Here is an 18657-nt window from a genome sequence, read left to right on the forward strand (position 1 = left end):
CTAGTCACCCTGCGGCTTCCATTCGCTTCCCCATTCGTGATAAGGTTCCACGCCTCGATCGGAGTAAGTATGCAGTCGTACGCTCCAGGTACCGGTCTAGCCCGGACACGCCTCGCACTAGCACCTCCCATTCTGGGCATCATTTTCCTCTCTCTAAATCTGTCAGCCACAGATTCAAGGACACAAGCGGGGTTACACATCCAGGTCACGGTTGTTCACGCTGTGCCCAGCCCAATTTCGCCGAAGGAACACTCGGCGTCCGCGAATTCAATAACGATGCCCACTTCATCACTCGAGATTAAGACCGAAAGACACCTACTGGATTCCAGTTCCATGAAGGGGAAGAAGCAGCAGGAAGGTGTGCGAGCAGTGCTCGAAACCGTTACCGTCGTGGCTCCGTAGTTGCGTTCTGCTTCATCTGACGGAAGCATTGTGCGATTTCACCGACTGATGGCATTGACTCGCAGATTGCCCGATTCACTTCGTCGTAGGAAATGGCATTCTGCCCACGGCGGGCCGTGGTCGGCTCCGCAGTAGATGGATTCGATGTTTGCTTCTTACTGCTTAACTGAGCAGGGGCCGGTACAACAGTCGCCAAAGGTGCGGAGGACCCAACTTCCTTTCCAATCTTGGCAGGTAACGCCGGTTTCGCTTGGGCTACAGGGGAAGGTGCGACTGCCCGGGGTGGCAGCTCTTTGATTCGCTCACGCACGTGCGTGTATGCCGAAGTGATTGCTTGCTGTGCACCTGCTGTAGGCGCTCTCAATACATCATCAGTCAGGTAAGGAAGCAGCTCTGCATTGGTTATGATGATTGTTGCGCCCTGAATCTGCAGAGGCTCAGCCGGCAGCTTCACGGTTCCTGTGGGAATATTGATTCCGTGTGGCAATGGTTGTACGGGCTTGATGGAGACGCTCAGATCGCCAGCTGGCAAATTGCGTAGCAGAAACTTCCCATCTTTGTCGGTGGTTGCCGTCGACGGCCCGGCTGTGACTTGCGCTCCAGCCACCGGAATCATCTCTGCCTCTCCACTTTTTTCCGCGTCGCGCTGGGAAGTAGTTTGGTTCTTTTTTGGCGGCTTTGCGGAACTTCCGGAGAGTTCATCTTGCGCCTTCAGGAGCACTCTTCCCGAAATAGAACGCAGTGCGCGTAGCGGAAATTCTTCAATGACGGTCGACACTGGGCTGATGTGGATCGGGATCGCCTCAACTGGGCCGATGTAATTGGCTGGCAGTGAAGCGGGATTTAATGACAGCTTGTAGTCGCCGGGAGTGACGTTGTCGATCTGAAAGTCGCCTGAGCCCCCTGTCTCTATCTTGCGCACAGTCTTACCGTCATCCAGCAATAACTCGATGCTTCCCATTCCCCTCGAATCAGGTTGGCGATGATTGTCAAAGCGCAGATCGTTGTAAACGCTTCCCATGAGTCGGGCAAAGTCGAGGATGCCGAAGTTCACTGCAGCAATGCGCTGCTGGATCAAGTCGGCTTCCACTTCGGCGCGTGTCGTCATGCGGACTGGGAGGTGGAATTGCGTGAGGGCTAGAGAAACCTGATGCTGATCTGTCGAGACAGAGGCGAATTTGAATCTTCCTTGCGCGTCAGTCAGCGCAGCTTGGCCGTCCTCGAGGCGTACTTCAACTCCTTCGAGTCCAGGTTCGCCAATGTTGTAGGCGCCATTGATATTCATGTCGCGAAAGACGCGGCCTTCGATCACGCGCTCACGATGTAACAGCATCGACGCGGGAGCCGCCGTGAAGCTCTTCAGGAAGCCGAAGGTGAAGATGGTCGTGCGTACGAGATTCGTCTGGCGACTGTCGAAGAGGTACACGTTGCTTAGCGAAGAGCGAAATTGCAAAGTCGGACGGAACTGATAATTGAGCGAATAGCCGACCGATTGTGTCCAGTTGTTTTGCTGGGTGGCATTGCTGCCGTAAGTGAAAGAAAGGCTCGGATTCAGGTGCAGCTTCGATCCAATGGCAAGGTTTGCGGCAGCCGAAACAGTAGTTCCTTTCGGCTGCTGCGCTGCGAGCAATGCCTTTACTTCAGGCGGAAAGTTCGATGAATCGATGAAAGCCGACGGATTGGCTTGAAACTGCGCTTGCAACACCGGCGACAGCAAGCTGAGTTCCTGATTGAGCTTTGAGACTAGGGATGGGTTCACGCGATCGTGCTCCACCCCCAGCAGCAATGTCTGAGTCTTGATCGGTAGACTGATGGAATCGCGAACCGTGAGACGATCCTCCGACGTGATCTGGAGAGGATCCTGAATCGATCCAATCGTTGCTTGGGCGGTGTTCGCGATTCTCTGCGTGATCTGCGAGCTCAGCGAGACATCGTAGCGATCTCCCGTAGCAGTGGTTGCTGTAAATCCACCGCTGTTTCGGCTATAGGTGTAAGCAAAATAGACAGCCTCGCCACGAGAGATCCGAAATCCCATATTAGGACTTAGATAATCGCTGCTCCCTTTGTAGCGATAGATCAATCCTGGAGTTACGTCCGTATGGTCGTAGTAAAGCCCTTGACTCAGCCGCGAGCTGAGCCGGTAATTAAAACCGGCTCGCGTATTCGACGTTCCTGAGAACAGCGACTGAATCTGGCTCAGCGGAAACGTCTGCGAAGCGAAAATGCTGCTTGCATATCCGGAAAAGCGAAAGTTGGTGTAAGAAACATCTGCGCGCCCCATCTTGCCGTCATTGCTGATACCGCCCTGCGCGCCGAGAAGTAGACCTTTGGTCAGGCGAAAGCTGGCTCCGGCATTCTGCATTACGTAGTCGCGACGTTGCAGAGCAGTGCCCACGTTTACGGGAATGTTCAGATAGCTGGTACCGCTAAAGAAGCTCAATCGTTCGTTCTGTTTCCGATGAAAAATAAAGCCAGCGGCGTCACGCGAGGCGTTCAGGGCAAGGAAGTAGTAAGGAATCGTTGTGCCTCCAAAAAACGAGAACTCATTTTTGCCACGATAAAGACTGAGGCTGGCACCGCGCAGTCCGGCGCCTCCTGGCGCTGAGAACTGGTTAATTCGATCCTCACCGGTTTCGCCGGTCAAACTCTGACTGAAATCAACCAGGTTGAGGGCGAAGCCTGAAGTGCGATACGCAATGCTTCCTGTTCGGAGATTAACTGCGTGTCCCCCGAATTGGTTGTTGTTCTCGAACTGACTCACCGCATCGAGGCGATTGTCGCCAACCTGCTGTGACCAGGAAAACGAATCAAAGAGCGTGTAATTGGATGTACCACCAGAGTTGGAGATCTGGAAATCGCTGCCGAGTGTCCCATGCGCCAGCTCCGATTCGCGACGCAGCAGACTCGGCGGAATAAGCTTCATCGGGCGCTCGATGACGTGAACGATGATACTGACAGGAGCGCCGTTCACATAAGCCAGCGCCACAGTCTCGCCGCGTGAGAGTCCGGCAAATGTAATGACCTCGTTGCCGAGTTCGGCGTGAGCGACTTCCTCGTCAAGCACAATTACGCTGGTTACGCCAGGCGCTGTGATGGAGTGAGTCGATTTCCAATAGACGTCTACGCTTGAAACAACGCCCGGTTCTGCGGAGAAAACCTGCGATGGGCACAACAGTATCGATGCGAAAAGCAGGCAGGCTGCTCCCGCGACGATCCACGCTTTGTTCCCCAACGCCATCGTTCCTACTTACTTGCGGTCTTCGCCGGAATTGTGAACGCAATCTGGCGTGTCTCCACATGAGTGCCGCCATACACGACCGAGAGAACCGCGGTGTACTCTCCGGCATTCAAGTCTCCATTCCAGTCCACTTGCATTGTGTCCTTCTGTCCGGGAAGGAATCGCTTGATCAGGCTCTCCGACTTTCCAACCAACTTATACTGCAGATTCAGAATGGCCAGGCGGGCCTGCGGAAATACGTGAGTGTTGCTCTCGTTATCGACTGAGAAGCTGACCTTCAGCGCTTCGGTCGCCGTGGGAGGCATAAGTTTCAATTCCTCGAGCCTTACGGCGTATGCCTCAGAGTTCTTGGCCGTCAGCAGCACCAGACAACCGAGGCGCATGTTTGTGAATATTTTTCGGCCATCCTCGGTGGTTTTGTCGCTGGGGATGGGCTTCGATTCGACGAACAGTACGGCATAGTATCCGCCACGCGCGCCCACCGGCGGCGTGACAATTGCTCTCATCTTTTGCGACCCGCCGGCAGGAACTTCGAACCTTTCCGGAACAAACTGGATCCAGTTCGCGGCTGATCGCGGCGAAGTTCCTGGAGCAGCGAAGACTTTTTCGTTTTTGTCGTTAAACCAGAGATCTGTGATTTGCACGTGCAGTTCAACTGGCTGGCTACCGTTGTTCGCAACAGCCAATGAGTATTCGAAGGGAACTCCGGGCTTGAAGTCCTCGACGATCTGCGCGGGAGCCAAGGCAATCGCCTGCGTGAACGCGGCGCCCGGAACGAAAAGGATTAGAAAGATTAGAAAGCGCAGCTTGGGGGAAGTGAGTTTCATTATTGCACCGTCATTGTGTATGTAAGCGTTGCAGTTTCAGCGGAACCGGTAACGATCCCAGGCGCGTTTGTGTTGGCAACGAAGAGTCCGAGATATCTCGTGATTGATGAGCCACTCGCGACCGAGTTGGTGATTTGAGTTGGAGATCCGGAATTGTTGGAAATTGCACTGTAGCCCGATCCGCTGCTGCCGGAATCGTAGAGTTTGAGAATTGCGGAATGAACGAAGTCGGTGCTCACGTAGGTACTGATTGTGGTCCCGCTCGTTGCAGTAAAGCCGCTGAATGTCGGTTGGATCAGATAAGGACTTGTGTAGAGAGCCCCGTTGGCTACTTGGCCGTTCACGATCGTTAGGCCTGCTGCGGGGTTAATGCCAAGGCCATTTACATTTCCGAACCGTGCTGTGAAATCAGGTGTGGATCCCGTGGGCGTAAAGGTCAGGCCCGTCGAACTCGCCAAAGTCATCTTGAGCGCGGTCTGGACTGTTTCCGCCGGGTTGGCCAGCGTCAACTGTAAGGTCTGTTGAAGATTATTGTGGCTCGCATCGTACACATGGAAGGTCACCGTTGCCGAATCGCTTGATGTGATCGCGAATCCATTGGTGTTTGCTACGAACAATCCCAGATATGCCGTGTAGTTTGCGTTATTCGGCGTAGACCCCAGAGCAACTATTTCGCCAGCTGCGCTAGTCGGCAAAGTTGAGTAACTGGTCTCGACCGTGCAAGCTCCGGAGACAGAACAGCTCCGAAGTTGAATGACGCTGGATGACGTGGTGAAGTTCGTCGATACATAAGCTCTTACTTCACCGTGATGACCGTTGTTTGCTCCGCTCAGGACGATCGTGTACGGCGTGTAGTACAGCACTCCGCCGGTTGTAGCAATTACCGTTAACCCGCCTGATGGATTTCCAATGGACGGCGTCCCGATTCCCAGGCCGTTCACATTTCCGAAACCGGCACGGTAAGGAGTTGCTCCTGCGATCGTGACTCCTGATGCATTCGTCTGCAGCGTGGCGCTTTGTGCAGCGCATGGAATCGGAGTGCCAAGATGTAACCAGCCAGTCAGAGCCAGCGTGAACGCGATTTTTGGGAGGGTCTTCATCATGCCCAAACGTAGCAATCCACGCTGAGCCTTGGATTGCTTCCGAGAGCGCAGCGTGGATTGGTTGATCTGACTCGTCAGTGGCATGTTGTTTCCGGTTTTGGGGCTCACTGGAAACCCATACCTTAGTTAACGGTTAACGTGAATGTAACGGTTGCGGAGGTCGCGCCGGTTAGGCCTGCACCGTTCGTGTTAGCAATGCTCACACCGACATAACGCGATACTGCGGTGCCGCTGGTTGCATTCGTCGCGATAGTATCTGGCGAACCAGAGTTCGTGCTCATCGCGCTGAAGCCGTTAGCTGCAGGAACAGCCGCCGAGTTGGCGGTGTCGCGAACGAGCGAGACGTTAGCCAACGAGAAGTTCGAAGAGACGTAAGCCGTAACAGTGTTGTTGCTGGTGGCCTGTGACGTGAAGCTCGGGGTGAAACGATATTCGGTGTAGTAAATGGCGTTACCACCTGTTGCTGCCGGCGTGTACTTGCTGCCGCAGCCGCCGTTGTTGATTGCCATCCCGTCAACAGTTCCGAAGTTCATTTGAAAATCAGTGGTAGTTCCAGCGCTGATCGCGCAGGATCCGGCTGCTGCGCCTGTGCTCAGCGTGAGCTGCACAGCTGATTGAATCGTTGCCGATACCTGAAGTGTCGGAGCAACGGTGTTTGTGCCTGTCGCCTGTGTCGCAGCGAAGGATGTCGATGCCAGCAACAGGGCTGCGAAGATTGCGAGTGTCATGCGTTTCATAATTTCTCTTCTCCTCTTGAGGTCCCTGTGCCACTCGACCTTGTCGTGTGGATTTAGGGGAAAGAACAAATTTTTAAATTGCTTGGCCCGAAATCCACAGTGGGAAGTCAGCGTAGGAAATCTTCTTTCCAGTCGCCCTGTCGGACTATCCCACCCGAAATTATTCCCATTTTGGTACCCGCGAAGATACCGAAAGGACTATGTACTTCGGGTGCGATGTGCCGAGATTATGATGGGCCTATGAAGGGGTCAACGTAACGCGCGAGTACGCACAAGTAATGTCCACTTTCGTGGGAGAGCAGCAAAAAGCCGCGATTTCGAAGGACCCCAGGTGGTAAGTGTCTGATTTAGAAAGGCTTGTTCAAAGGAAGGCCTATGGGTATTCCTGCATTGTTGCTGACCGGAGGCCCTCGTGACCGGCGAAATACCGGTTACTTCAATAACTGTCGAAGTTGCGCTGAATCCTTCAGAAAATCGATTTTTGGAAGGCGGGGACAAGCTGGAATGGGGTTTCAAAACGACACGACCCGCGCGGTTATCACCGCAGCGGGTCGCCGGTAAGCTGTTGGGATTGGCTTGAGGCGGTCACTCTATGCGAATGGCCTCTGCAAACCTCCAATGTGTAGCGGAGTTCGCCAGGTCTTTAGAGCTGAACGCCCTAAGCCTCAGCCACCTCACGTTTATTACTACTACCATCAGAACTTTTCATATATGTTGGATCGCCCTCCTTTCCCGTGTGATCTAAAGGATATTTGCTGCTAATTTCAAAGTCAACCGGCAGAATCGCGTTGCTAAACGACAGCGATTAGCAATAAGCAATAGCTGAGAGGCTATAGCACGTTCAGCTTGCAACTTTTGCCCTCATGCAGGCGTAATAAAAATATTCACTACCGAGTCATAAATCTTAATGCCGACCGACACTATGAAAGGCGCCGACATTGAGGCGCAGAAGCTTTGCCGCAGCTATCGCATGGGACAATCCGAGATTCGGGCCGTAAACTACGTGAGCTTTTTGATCCAGTCCGGAGAGTTCGTCGCCTTGCTCGGAACATCCGGATCTGGCAAGTCTTCCCTGCTGAACCTCATCGCCGGCCTGGATACTCCGAGTGCTGGTTCAGTTTCGGTTGACGGACGCGACCTCGCGCGCATGTCTCGCGAACAACTTGCCCGTTATCGACGGAGCACTGTGGGCATGGTTTTTCAGGCGTTCAATCTCGTCGCGGCGATGACTGTGCTCGAGAATGTCGAACTGCCGATGCGCTTCGCCGAAGTACCGCGCGACCAGCGCCTGAATCGCGCTCGAACGGCACTCGAACGCGTGGGCTTAGGCCATCGTCTCAATCATCGTCCATCAGAACTTTCTGGAGGCGAGCAACAGCGAGCTTCCCTAGCACGAGCATTAGTCAACTCGCCGCAGTTGTTGCTCGCCGATGAACCTACGGGAAACCTCGACAGCCGCACGGGAAGCGAAATCATGGAGTTGATCCATACGATTAACGGGGAGGGCACAACCGTGTTGATGGTCACCCATGAGCGTCCTCTAGCGGAACAATACGCATCGCGGTTCATATTCCTGCGCGACGGAAAACTGGTTAGCGATCCCTCCGAGGTGCCAGCATGAAGACGGGTGATCTAGTCGAACTTGCCGCGCGAAATTTGCGTGAGTCTGTGCTGCGCAATTCCCTTACCACGGTGGGAATCTCCGTCGGGGTCGCGTCGCTGGTCGCCATGCTGTCGCTGGGCATCGGTCTACAACATCTTGCCGCATCACGTCTGGCGAAATCGGGATTGTTCGACAGCATCTACGTGACTTCCGGGAGGCGCATGCAAGGGCCGAACGGTCGGATGGAACGAAGAAAGGGACCGCCACCTCCGCTGGACGAGCCCGCGCGTCAGAAGATGGCACGCTTTACTGAAGTCTCAGAGGTGTACCCAGACATCCGCTTCCCCGCGGAAGTGAGACTTGACTCTCCGAGCAACATCGAGGATCCTCCGGCGCAAGAACCGAGCTCCACGAAGTCCGAATCGGGAAATACGACTGAATCCGGAGAACGCTCTGGAAGTCGCGAGTACCAATTGGTCAGTGGGTTGCCTATGTCTGCGCGACAACTCGAGACGTTCGATAACATAAAGGGCAGATACTTCTCGGCGCCTGATGCTGCTGAAGTAATACTGCAGGCAGATGAGGCTAAAAGTCTGAGTGACAAACCTGAAGAGGTCGTCGGCAAAGACATTGTTCTTCGCTACGCCTCTCGGCACCTTCTTAAAGATGATGCGACGAACTCGGCCGCTTCCGAGTTCGGTGCGGCTAGCGAACTAAGCGTCTACGCCGTGACGCCGGTAGAGCGAAAAGTAAAGATTGTTGGTCTGGTCGAGTCGAAGGCCGACGCCGGAATCCGCGGTGCAGGCAGCGCTGGAGCATATGTCCCTATCGCCTTTGCGCAACAGCTCGAGCCGATGCAGATGACGCAAGTGCGCCTTGCAGGCGATCGCGATCCACTGTCGAACAGCTACCAGGCGCTGATCGTGCGAGTCAGCCGGTCTGCCCAGGTGGAACCAGTCGAAGACAAGATCAAGCAGCTCGGCTACAATACCTTTTCCCTTCTCGATGCTACGCGCAGCTTGAGGAAGTTCTTCGCCATCCTCGATCTCTTCCTCGGCATTTTCGGGAGCCTCGCGCTTGCGGTTGCATCGCTCGGGATCATAAACACGCTGGTGATGTCAATCCTCGAGCGTCGCCGCGAGATCGGGATCATGAAGGCGATAGGAGCCAGCGATGGCGACGTGCAAAAGCTCTTCTTCGCCGAAGCCGGAGCCATGGGCATCTTTGGGGGCACGCTCGGTGTCGTGCTTGGATGGATCATAGGCCGCGTCATCAACTTCGGCACGCGCGTTTACATGCAGCGCCAGCAGCAATTCACTCCAGACGACGTGTGGCTGGTGCCTCTGTGGCTGGTCTTGGGGGCGATCGGGTTTTCGCTGATGGTGAGTCTGGTTGCCGGACTGTATCCCGCGGCTCGTGCGGCTCGCCTCGATCCGGTGCAAGCCCTGCGTTACGACTGAAACAGGCTGGCGACTGTCAGCTATCGGCTTTCGTGCAGCAGCCGTTATCGTATCAAACCCAAATGCGTTTTGGCCGAACGCCGAGTGCCGACAGCTTGTTGAATATGCGCGTAAACTCTGAGAAAGTAGATCATGGAACCCCAGTCGATCGTCATCCTCGACTTTGGCTCGCAATACACGCAGCTGATTGCACGTAGAATTCGCGAACAGCGCGTCTTCTCTGTCGTACTTCCCTGCACTGCCCCGCTCGACGAAATCCAAAGCTATCGCCCTGCCGGAATCATTCTGTCTGGCGGTCCTTGCTCCGTCTATGACGACGATGCGCCTCCAGCGGACGAGCGTGTGCTCTCGCTCGGGCTTCCCGTTTTGGGCATCTGCTACGGACTGCATTTCATTACGCACAAGCTCGGAGGAAAAGTAGTTCCGGGGCCGAAGCGCGAGTACGGTCATGCGCAGGTCGAGGTAGTCGAACGAGAGTCTTCGCTCTTTCGCGACTTGCCGGCATCGCTCTCGGTGTGGATGTCTCACGGAGACGAGGCGCGCGAGCTGCCCTCAGGGTTTCGAATAGTAGCAAAGAGCTCCAGCGCGCTTGCAGCAATCGAGAATCCGGAGCGCAAGACATGGGCAGTGCAGTTTCATCCTGAGGTTCATCACACGAAGCTTGGCACCGATCTGCTGCGTAACTTCGTCTTCGGCATCTGCCATGCCGAGCCCAACTGGACGGCGCAACGATTCATCGACGAGACCGTCGCGTCGATTAAAGAGACGGTCGGCGATGGACACGCGATCTGCGCGCTTTCTGGCGGCGTGGATTCCTCCGTGGCGGCCGTTCTGGTGCAGCGTGCCATGGGAGACCGGCTGACCTGCGTCTTTGTCAACAATGGCGTATTGCGCAAAGACGAATTCCAGAAAGTACAAACCAATCTTCGCGACCGGCTTGGACTCAACCTGGTAGCAGTGGATGCGAGTAATAGGTTTTTGTCGAAGCTTGCAAGCATCACCGATCCGGAAAAGAAGCGCAAGATTATCGGAAACGAGTTCATCGCGGTCTTCGATGACGAAGCCGAAAAGCTCATACGGAAATATCAGCAGCAAAAGGCCTCGAACGGCAGCGGTGTTAAGAAAGCTGAGTTTCTCGTTCAAGGGACGTTGTACCCAGATGTGATTGAGTCACGCTCAGTCCGCGGACCTTCACAGACAATCAAGACTCACCACAATGTCGGCGGACTGCCAGAGAAGATGAATCTGAAGTTAATTGAGCCGCTAAAGGATCTCTTCAAGGACGAGGTACGCCGCATCGGTCGCGATCTGGGCATGCCCGCGGAGATCCTGCAGCGTCAGCCCTTTCCCGGTCCGGGACTCGCAGTCCGCATTCTTGGCGAAGTCACTCCCGAGCGCGTGAAATTACTTCAAGATGCTGACGACATCGTTGTCTCTGAAATCAAAGCCGCCGGGCTCTACAACCAGATATGGCAAGCATTCGCGGTTCTGCTGCCCGTGATGTCCGTTGGAGTCATGGGCGATTACCGCACTTACGCGTACACCTGCGCGATTCGCGCTGTGCATTCCGAGGACGGCATGACCGCAGATTGGGTCCCCCTTCCGTATGAGGTACTGCGCACCATTTCGAGCAGGATCGTTAACGAAGTCCTTGGGATCAACCGAGTAGTGTATGACATCACTTCAAAGCCGCCGGGCACGATTGAGTGGGAGTGATTCCTTCGTGGTGTTTGTCATTCCGAAGCGCAGCGAGGAGTCTGTACCACACGGATGCGCACTCGTAAGAATAAAAATGCTTCGCTAGACTAGGAAATGACAGTGTGTTAGGCGTGCATGGCTTCGGCGGAAATCAGCTCATCACCGCATCCGCAGCCTCATGCTTTAGCAGCGTCCGCGACTAACTCAGCTACGCCTTGAGGTCTCCATTCGCTCCATTGCGACCTCCTCAAACCGTGAGCATCCAATGTGTTAGGCTTTCCCATGGACCTCTCCGCCCAGGGCACCGTCTCCGAGGGCAGTGGATTTGTGTCCCCGCCTCAGCCATCGGGATAAAGGAACAAAGGTTTTGATCGGAATCATCATCTCCAAGGTTATCGGGACTAAGAACGAGCGCGAGATGAAGCGCTTGTGGCCCATCGTTGGGCAGATCAATGCCCTTGAGCCTGCGATGCAAAAGCTCTCCGACGATGAGCTTCGAGCCAAGACCGAGGAATTCCGCCAGCGTATCCGTGAGTCCGTTCAGCGTGCCGCTCCCAACGATCTGGATGAGCAGCCGGTCGAGTCCAGCACGAAGGCAAAGCACGATCCAGTGCTAGAAGAGGCTCTGAACGAGGTTCTCCCCGAAGCATTCGCCGTGGTCCGCGAAGCGGGTCGGCGCGTGCTGAACATGCGCCACTTCGACGTTCAGTTAATCGGCGGCGCAGTGCTGCATCAGGGCAAAATTTCAGAAATGAAGACCGGTGAGGGCAAAACGCTCGTCGCTACTTTGCCAGTGTATTTGAATGCGCTAGGCGGAAAGGGCGTTCACGTCGTTACCGTCAACGACTACCTCGCCAAGCGCGACTCGGAATGGATGGGCAAGCTCTACACCTCCCTCGGGCTTTCGGTTGGCGTTATCGTCCACGATCTCGACGACAACGAGCGCCGCCAGGCTTATGCGGCAGACATCACCTACGGCACCAATAACGAGTTCGGCTTCGACTACCTGCGCGACAACATGAAGTTCGATCTTAAGGACTGCGTTCAGCGCGGACATCATTTTGCCATCGTCGATGAAGTGGATTCCATCCTCATCGACGAAGCGCGTACGCCGCTGATCATCGCCGGTCAGAGCGAGGAGTCAACCGACAAGTATTACAAAGTGAATCGCATTATTCCCGCTTTGGAAAAAGGCGAGGAGATCCAGAAGAGTCTCGAAGAGACGATCTTTACCGGCGATTACACGGTCGACGAAAAGCACCGGGCGATTACCGTTACGGAACAAGGCTGGGAAAAAGTAGAGCAGATGCTCGGAATCGGTAATATCGCGGATCCCGAGAACTGGGGCTGGAAGCATCACGTCGAAACTGCCATCAAGGCGCACGTGCTCTATCGGCGCGACACCGAGTACGTGATCAAGGACGGTGAAGTAATTATCGTCGACGAGTTCACGGGGCGCATGATGCCCGGCCGCCGCTGGTCGGACGGATTGCATCAGGCGGTCGAAGCCAAGGAAAACGTCAAGATTGAGCGTGAGAACCAGACGCTCGCGACCATCTCCTTCCAGAACTACTTCCGGATGTACACCAAGCTGGCCGGCATGACGGGTACAGCGGAAACCGAAGCGGCCGAGTTTGAGAAGATTTACAAGCTCGAGATTGTCGTTATTCCCACAAATAAACCGCTGCTGCGACTCGAGAATCCGGACGTCGTTTACAGAACGGAAAAGGAAAAATACTTTGCGGTCGCGGACGACATTCAGAAGGTAAACGTCGACCAACGTCCAGTGCTGGTGGGCACCACGTCAATCGAGAAGTCGGAAAGGCTCTCGGAGTTGCTGAAGAAAAAGGGCGTGAAGCACGTGGTGTTGAACGCCAAATATCACGAACGTGAAGCCGAGATCGTCGCTCAGGCTGGACGTCTGGGAGCCGTAACCATTGCAACCAACATGGCCGGACGTGGTACCGACATTCTGCTGGGCGGCAACGCGGAATTTATCGCAAAGCAGGAGCTGCTGAAAAAAGGTTTGGCACGCTCAGTGGGAGCAGCCGCTGGAGAGCTCGCGCCAGTGGCGTCGTCGGCAAATCTAACGCGCTTTTACTATCAGGGCGCGGAGTATGAGGTCGAGGCCCAGCAATGGCACGAGGCACTATCGCGGCATGAGCATGACATTCAGGCGGAGCACGACAAGGTTGTTTCGGTCGGCGGTCTGCACATTCTGGGTACTGAACGACACGAATCGCGACGTATCGATAACCAGCTTCGCGGACGCGCGGGCCGCCAGGGTGATCCCGGGTCCTCGCGGTTCTACCTCTCACTCGAAGACGACTTGATGCGTATCTTTGCCAAAGAGTGGGTCTCGAATCTGCTTCAGCGGCTAGGAATGGAAGAGGGAATCCCGATCGAGTCGAAGCTGATCTCGCGACGTATCGAGGCAGCGCAAAAAGCTGTCGAAGCGCAGAACTTCGAGTCGCGAAAACATCTGCTTGAATATGACGATGTTATGAATAAGCAGCGCGAGGCGGTGTACGGCCTGCGTCATCAGCTGCTCGAGGGGATCGACCAGAAGGACCTCATTCTTGAGGATTACGTTGGCAGCATCATTGGCGATCTGCTCGACCAGTATTGTGCACGCGAGCGGCACGCGGAGCAGTGGGACACAACGGCCCTGAAGCAGCAGATCTTCACTCGCTTCGGTGTGGATCTTGCAGCTGAAGGAGTCGATCCCGACAAGCTGAACCGTTCCGAATTAGGCGATGCAATCTTCGACAAGCTCAAACAGCGCTACGAAGCCAAGGAGAAGCTGATCGGCTCCGAGGCCATGCGCTATCACGAGCGCATGATCATGCTTAGCGTGCTTGATGGCCAGTGGAAAGACCATCTGCTCAGCATGGACCACCTCAAAGAAGGAATCGGTCTGCGCGGGTATGGACAACATGATCCGCTGGTTGAGTACAAGCGCGAGTCATTCGAAATGTTCGAAGGGATGATGCAGCGCTTCCAGGAAGAGACCGTTCGTTATCTGTACCTGCTACAAGTGATTGAGTCAGGTCCGCCGCCGAGCCACGACGACGGGCTCACAATGGATGGAGTTCCATTTGATCCGCGACGTCCGGTGGCTCCGCCTCCGAGCACAAATGGGAATCGCCATCGCGCAGCTACCTCGATGGACGACATGGAGCGCGAGTTTAAGCGCAAGAAAGAACGTGAACTTCAGCAGGCACGGATGGCTGGTGGAGGCGAGCAGTTAGTCCAGCAGCGTCGTGTGGGCGAGAAGGTCGGGCGGAATGATCTGTGCCCGTGCGGGTCGGGGAAGAAGTACAAGAAGTGTTGCGGGGCGTGAGCTTACCTCCGCTTTCAAGGACTGTTCTGAAAGTGAGTTGAAAGGCACGCCTGAGGCCTGTGGGGACGTCTAGTGGCACAGCCGCCCTCGGCCGTGGCTACCCAAGTTCAGCAAAAAATCGACACGCTATGGCCTATCGATGTGCTCCCACGGCTCCCACTCCGCTCTGCGGAGCAATTCTTCAGTTGTGTTGAATAGGTAAGACATCTCGCACCGTAGGCATTTCCACATGTGTGGACCTGGGCGGAGCCACAGTCTAGGCCAGCTGTGCCACTAGTTCAAATTTAGAGTATGAGATACCCAAGATCCTATTCCGGCAGCGGCATGGGCCCATGATTCAGCAAAGCGACGAATCTTGGATCCTTGCGGAAGCTCACAAACTCGTGGTCTTTTTGGAAGTTCTCTGCGACTTTAAATCCTTCCTCCATCGCCTTCTTGAGATATAACAGGCAGTGCTCGGCATCGCCACGTCCCGCGAACATCTTCGCGACTACGTACGAGTAGCGCGCTCGATCCTCTGGAGAAGACATCTGCATCGAGACGCCTATTTGTGAGTGGCGCTCGAAGATCTCTGGATCGAGGGAAAGGGCCGTCGCATATTCTTCGCTCGCTTTGTCATATTTGTGGGTCGCGAAATACGCGGTGCCGAGATTGCTATGGAAACTCGCAGACTCGGGGTTCAGCACGATCGCTTTACGGTAGAGCTTGATGGCCTTCCCGTAATTGCGAGTGTTGTAATGAACCACGCCGAGGTTGTTGGTGGCTTCTGGATATTTCGCGTTGCCCTTGATCGCGTGCTCAAACATGCGCTTGGCTTCGTTGAAGTGCAGCATCTGAAGTTGAGCGATTCCTTCTTTATTATAAAGCTGCGCTGCAGACGAACTTTTACGGATCGCGGCTTCGTAGTAGTCGATAGCGTCGGCGTAGTACTTCTCTGCGCGCAGGATGTCTCCACGTTGCTCGAGCTGCTCGACAGTCGCGGTCGGAGAGGGCGGTTCAATGCGGCGCAGTTGCACCGGAGTCGTCATCGTGACCGACGAACTGTCTGTAGCTGGATTATTGGCTTGCCCGAAAGCACAGCAAACAGCGGCTAGAGCGAACGTGAAAGCGAACCTTGCACGAGACATGGTGGCCTCCCAGGTCACTTCCGTCGCGGGTTCTACCTTGGTGCAGGCGGGGGCGGCGAACTCTGCGGCGAATTTTGGTCCTTATTATCCCCCTTAATTGCCCCAAAAAGCTTGCCAAAAAAGCCCTTCTTCTTCTTGTCGTCCTCGGTACTTTGGGCCGCCTGGGACGACTGCACTACCGGTGGGGACGAGAGTGGCTGGGATGTCGCCTGAGCTGGATTAGAAACCGCAACCGGGGGTGTCGGATGGGGTCCGACGCCAAATATCTTTTGGAAAAAATTGCGTTGGTCGCCCGCGGTCATTTCGCAGGTCTGATTGGGTTCGGTGCCGGCGATGAATGCTGCCTCATAATCGTTCGGACACACGGGGGTAGCGAGGTAGTTTGTTACCTTATCGAGCTTTACGTCGACCACGCCGGCAGGCGGAGTAAACGATTGAACTCCATCCTTATATTGCGGTAGAGCCACGGCGCGCTTCATGAATTGCGCCCAAATCGGAGCTGCTGTTTTGGCCCCTTCCAGCTTCAGGTCGCTGTAGTCGTCGTAGCCTACCCAGACTATGCACAGAAGGTTCGTGGTGTAACCTGCGAACCAGGCGTCGTGAGAGGTGCCAGTCTTGCCTGCGGCGGGAGCAGCGAAGCCTTCACGGCTGCGGACTCCAGCAGCCGTGCCATAGTTCATCACGCCTTCCATCATCGTGGTGGTGACGTATGCTACGCGCGGATCGATCACCTGCCGGCTGTCCGTCGTGAAGTCTTGGAGAATATCGCCCTTTGCATCGCGCACGGAGCTGACAAAGATCGGTGAAATGCGCGTGCCATTATTGGCAAAGATCGTATAGGCCCCGGCCATGTCCATGGGCGTGGCGTCGTACGAACCGATTGCCATGGCAGGAGTGGCGCGAACTGATTTGATTCCGGCGGAGCGGGCCAGGGCAACAACCTTGTCGTAGCCAATCATCTCGGCGACTTTTATAGTCGCGTTGTTGAGCGAGTGCGCGAGAGCGAAGCTGGCGCTCACCGGTCCATAGTATTTGTCCTCAAAATTCTTGGGTGTGTAGACCTTGTCTTCGTATTGGAAGACAGTAGGTGAATCGTCAACGATCGTAGCTGGCGTGAAGACCGATTGTGCTCCGCTCAGAGCCGTGTTGACTGCAGTCGCGAAAACGAATGGCTTGAAGATCGAGCCGGTCGGACGGCTCGCTACGACGTGATTCAACTGACTCATACCGTAGTTGCGTCCTCCGGAAAGCGCGAGGACTGCTCCGCTATGGGGATCGATGCACACCAGCGCCACCTGCGCTTCAGGTCCCGGTTTAATCGTCGTCACGATCTTGGCGTTCTTGCCTTTACCCTCCCGAACCTTCTTAGTCCTTTGCTTGCGGACAAGTTCGTCAACCTGCTTCATGCCGATATCGATTGCTTCAGCAGCCGCATGCTGTAAGTCGAGATCGAGCGTCGTGTAGATGCGGTATCCATTCCCGTTGAGTTCGGTGTCTTTGTACTGCGAGAGCAAAGACTCGCGCACCATGTCGACAAAGTACGGCGCATCGCTGGCTTCCACGTTAGGCGGAGCAAGCTTCAGAGACGCGGCCTTGGAGCCGTCAGCCTGCGCTTGCGAGATCACCTCGTTGTCGACCATCGCCTGCAGTACGATGTTGCGTCGTTCCAGAGCGCGATCGGGATGGCGATATGGTGAGAAGTATGTGGGGCCATTTACAATTCCGGCCAGCAGTGCCGCCTCGGGAAGCGTGAGATCTCCAATATCTTTCCCAAAATAGGCCTGCGAAGCCTCACCGAATCCTTTGATCGTGAACGAGCCGCGCTGGCCCATGTCCACCTGGTTTACATAGAGTTCGAGAATCTGCTTCTTCGAGAGACGCTGCTCGAGCTCGGTAGCGATCAGCATCTCGGTCAGCTTGCGCTTGATGGTCTGCTGCGGAGTAAGGAAGAATCCGCGAGCGAGCTGCATGGTCAGCGTCGATCCGCCCTGCTTGTGTCGCGAGCGCAGATCAATCAGTGCGGCTTCGAGGAAGCGGAAGTAATTCACGCCACTGTGCTGGAAGAAGCGGCGATCCTCGATGGAGAGGATTGCATTCACGAGGAGGGAAGGCATGTCCTCGTATGTGATCAATCGACGCTTGGATCGGTTCTCGCGGTCGAACAGTCCGGTGACGAGTTGAGGCTCGAGTTCATACGCATCGAGTGCGCCGCCGTTCTTCTGAGTGATGCGATCGACCTTGCCATCAGAGACATGGATCGTCGCAGACTCGGGTGTGTGATACGACTCGGGTCCGGGACTAACTTCGATGGATGAGACGCCATCTTTGTACGTGCCCACTCGCGATCCGTTGCGGTCGCTCTCCTCGGTATATCCAGCACGACGGAGGTCGGCGGCGATGCTGCTGATTTTTGTAGTCTCGCCGACTTTCACCGTTTCGGGCGCAGCGTAAATCTTTGCCGAATTGGCGAAGATAGGTCCGCTCAGGCGTTTATCAACAATCTTCTGGTACTTGACGTAGTAGTACGCAAACACGCCAAACAGAACCGTACATACGATGATGAAGCCGGCTACAGAAGCCTTGACGACGGGGTGCGAGAGGCGAGCATGAATGCCTTTGCCGCGGGGGATTTTTAGCTTGATGGCCAAAGTAAAAAACTTCTACCTACATAGATTAGACGAAAGCTGGCCGGTGATGGCTCCTGATTCTGCATTGCCTCAAGATTCAAGCAGTTAGCCGCCTATTGAAGGACTCGGTTAGGAATCGGATCGATCTTGGTTCCGTTCTTCGCGGCCGCATGGAAGTCCATGTCAAAGGGACGAAACATAGCATCAACGTGCACCGTATAGTTTACCCCGATGATGCAGTCCCCTCCGCCCTTTGCAACCCAAACCAATTCAGGATTTACCGGGACGCCGATCTCTGCGATCTGTTTTCTCACCTCGCCACGAATGGCATTCTCATCCAATGGAGAGTATTCGTTGTTGCGAGAGATGCTCTGAAGCTCCTCCTGGAATTGATACGCCTGGATATATGGCGGCATCATCTTCCACAAAAGATAGACGACCGCAGCTACTACAAAAATGCCAAAAAGCGATTTGAGCCTCGTCATGTTAATC

12 protein-coding genes are annotated in these 18657 nt (G+C 55.1%); 5 read left to right on the forward strand and 7 right to left on the reverse strand.

What is annotated here, in order from left to right; translation table 11 throughout:
- Nucleotides 1-69 precede the first annotated feature (69 nt).
- The gene (locus DMG62_06265; GenBank protein PYY23808.1) at nucleotides 70-402 is read left to right on the forward strand and encodes a hypothetical protein; all 333 of its coding nucleotides are present in this window, start codon (nucleotides 70-72) and stop codon (nucleotides 400-402) included.
- Here the strand turns inward: DMG62_06265 and DMG62_06270 are convergent.
- From DMG62_06270 to DMG62_06285, 4 genes are read right to left on the reverse strand one after another with little or no spacing between them, the layout of a single operon-like run.
- Nucleotides 383-3640, reverse strand: coding sequence for a hypothetical protein (locus DMG62_06270; protein PYY23809.1), 3258 nt, complete (start codon nucleotides 3638-3640; stop codon nucleotides 383-385). The genes DMG62_06265 and DMG62_06270 overlap by 20 nt on opposite strands.
- A 5-nt stretch (nucleotides 3641-3645) precedes the next feature.
- Entirely contained in the window at nucleotides 3646-4467 is an 822-nt protein-coding gene (locus DMG62_06275) for a hypothetical protein (GenBank protein ID PYY23810.1), read from the reverse strand.
- On the reverse strand, nucleotides 4467-5654 hold the full coding sequence (locus DMG62_06280; GenBank protein PYY23811.1) for a hypothetical protein: 1188 nt from the start codon (nucleotides 5652-5654) through the stop codon (nucleotides 4467-4469). The genes DMG62_06275 and DMG62_06280 overlap by 1 nt, the downstream gene beginning before the upstream one ends.
- Nucleotides 5655-5692: 38 nt before the next feature.
- Nucleotides 5693-6307: a hypothetical protein gene (locus DMG62_06285; GenBank protein ID PYY23812.1), complete on the reverse strand. Its 615-nt coding sequence runs from the start codon at nucleotides 6305-6307 to the stop codon at nucleotides 5693-5695.
- 907 nt (nucleotides 6308-7214) lie between these two features.
- Between DMG62_06285 and DMG62_06290 the strand changes: the two genes are divergently transcribed.
- The 4 genes from DMG62_06290 (at nucleotide 7215) to DMG62_06305 (ending at nucleotide 14411) form a co-directional block, all read left to right on the forward strand.
- Nucleotides 7215-7928 (forward strand): macrolide ABC transporter ATP-binding protein, encoded by a 714-nt coding sequence (locus tag DMG62_06290; protein PYY23813.1) that lies wholly within the window; start codon nucleotides 7215-7217, stop codon nucleotides 7926-7928.
- The gene (locus DMG62_06295; protein PYY23814.1) at nucleotides 7925-9370 is read left to right on the forward strand and encodes a hypothetical protein; all 1446 of its coding nucleotides are present in this window, start codon (nucleotides 7925-7927) and stop codon (nucleotides 9368-9370) included. The genes DMG62_06290 and DMG62_06295 overlap by 4 nt, the downstream gene beginning before the upstream one ends.
- Before the next feature lie 132 nt (nucleotides 9371-9502).
- On the forward strand, nucleotides 9503-11086 hold the full coding sequence (locus DMG62_06300; GenBank protein ID PYY23815.1) for a GMP synthase (glutamine-hydrolyzing): 1584 nt from the start codon (nucleotides 9503-9505) through the stop codon (nucleotides 11084-11086).
- Nucleotides 11087-11435: 349 nt separating this feature from the next.
- On the forward strand, nucleotides 11436-14411 hold the full coding sequence (locus DMG62_06305; GenBank protein PYY23816.1) for a preprotein translocase subunit SecA: 2976 nt from the start codon (nucleotides 11436-11438) through the stop codon (nucleotides 14409-14411).
- A gap of 308 nt (nucleotides 14412-14719) precedes the next feature.
- On the opposite strand, the gene DMG62_06310 is transcribed toward DMG62_06305, so the two are convergent.
- The 3 genes from DMG62_06310 to DMG62_06320 form a co-directional block, all read right to left on the reverse strand.
- Nucleotides 14720-15538 carry a hypothetical protein gene (locus tag DMG62_06310; GenBank protein ID PYY23817.1) on the reverse strand — a complete coding sequence of 273 codons (819 nt, stop codon included), beginning with the start codon at nucleotides 15536-15538 and terminating at the stop codon, nucleotides 14720-14722.
- 32 nt (nucleotides 15539-15570) lie between these two features.
- A complete protein-coding gene (locus DMG62_06315; protein ID PYY23818.1) occupies nucleotides 15571-18186 on the reverse strand; it encodes a penicillin-binding protein in 2616 nt (871 codons plus the stop codon).
- A gap of 92 nt (nucleotides 18187-18278) precedes the next feature.
- Entirely contained in the window at nucleotides 18279-18650 is a 372-nt protein-coding gene (locus DMG62_06320; protein ID PYY23819.1) for a hypothetical protein, read from the reverse strand.
- Between the last annotated feature and the right edge of the window lie 7 nt (nucleotides 18651-18657).

Source organism: Acidobacteriota bacterium (assembly GCA_003225175.1).
Classification (GTDB): Bacteria; Acidobacteriota; Terriglobia; order Terriglobales; family Acidobacteriaceae; genus Gp1-AA112.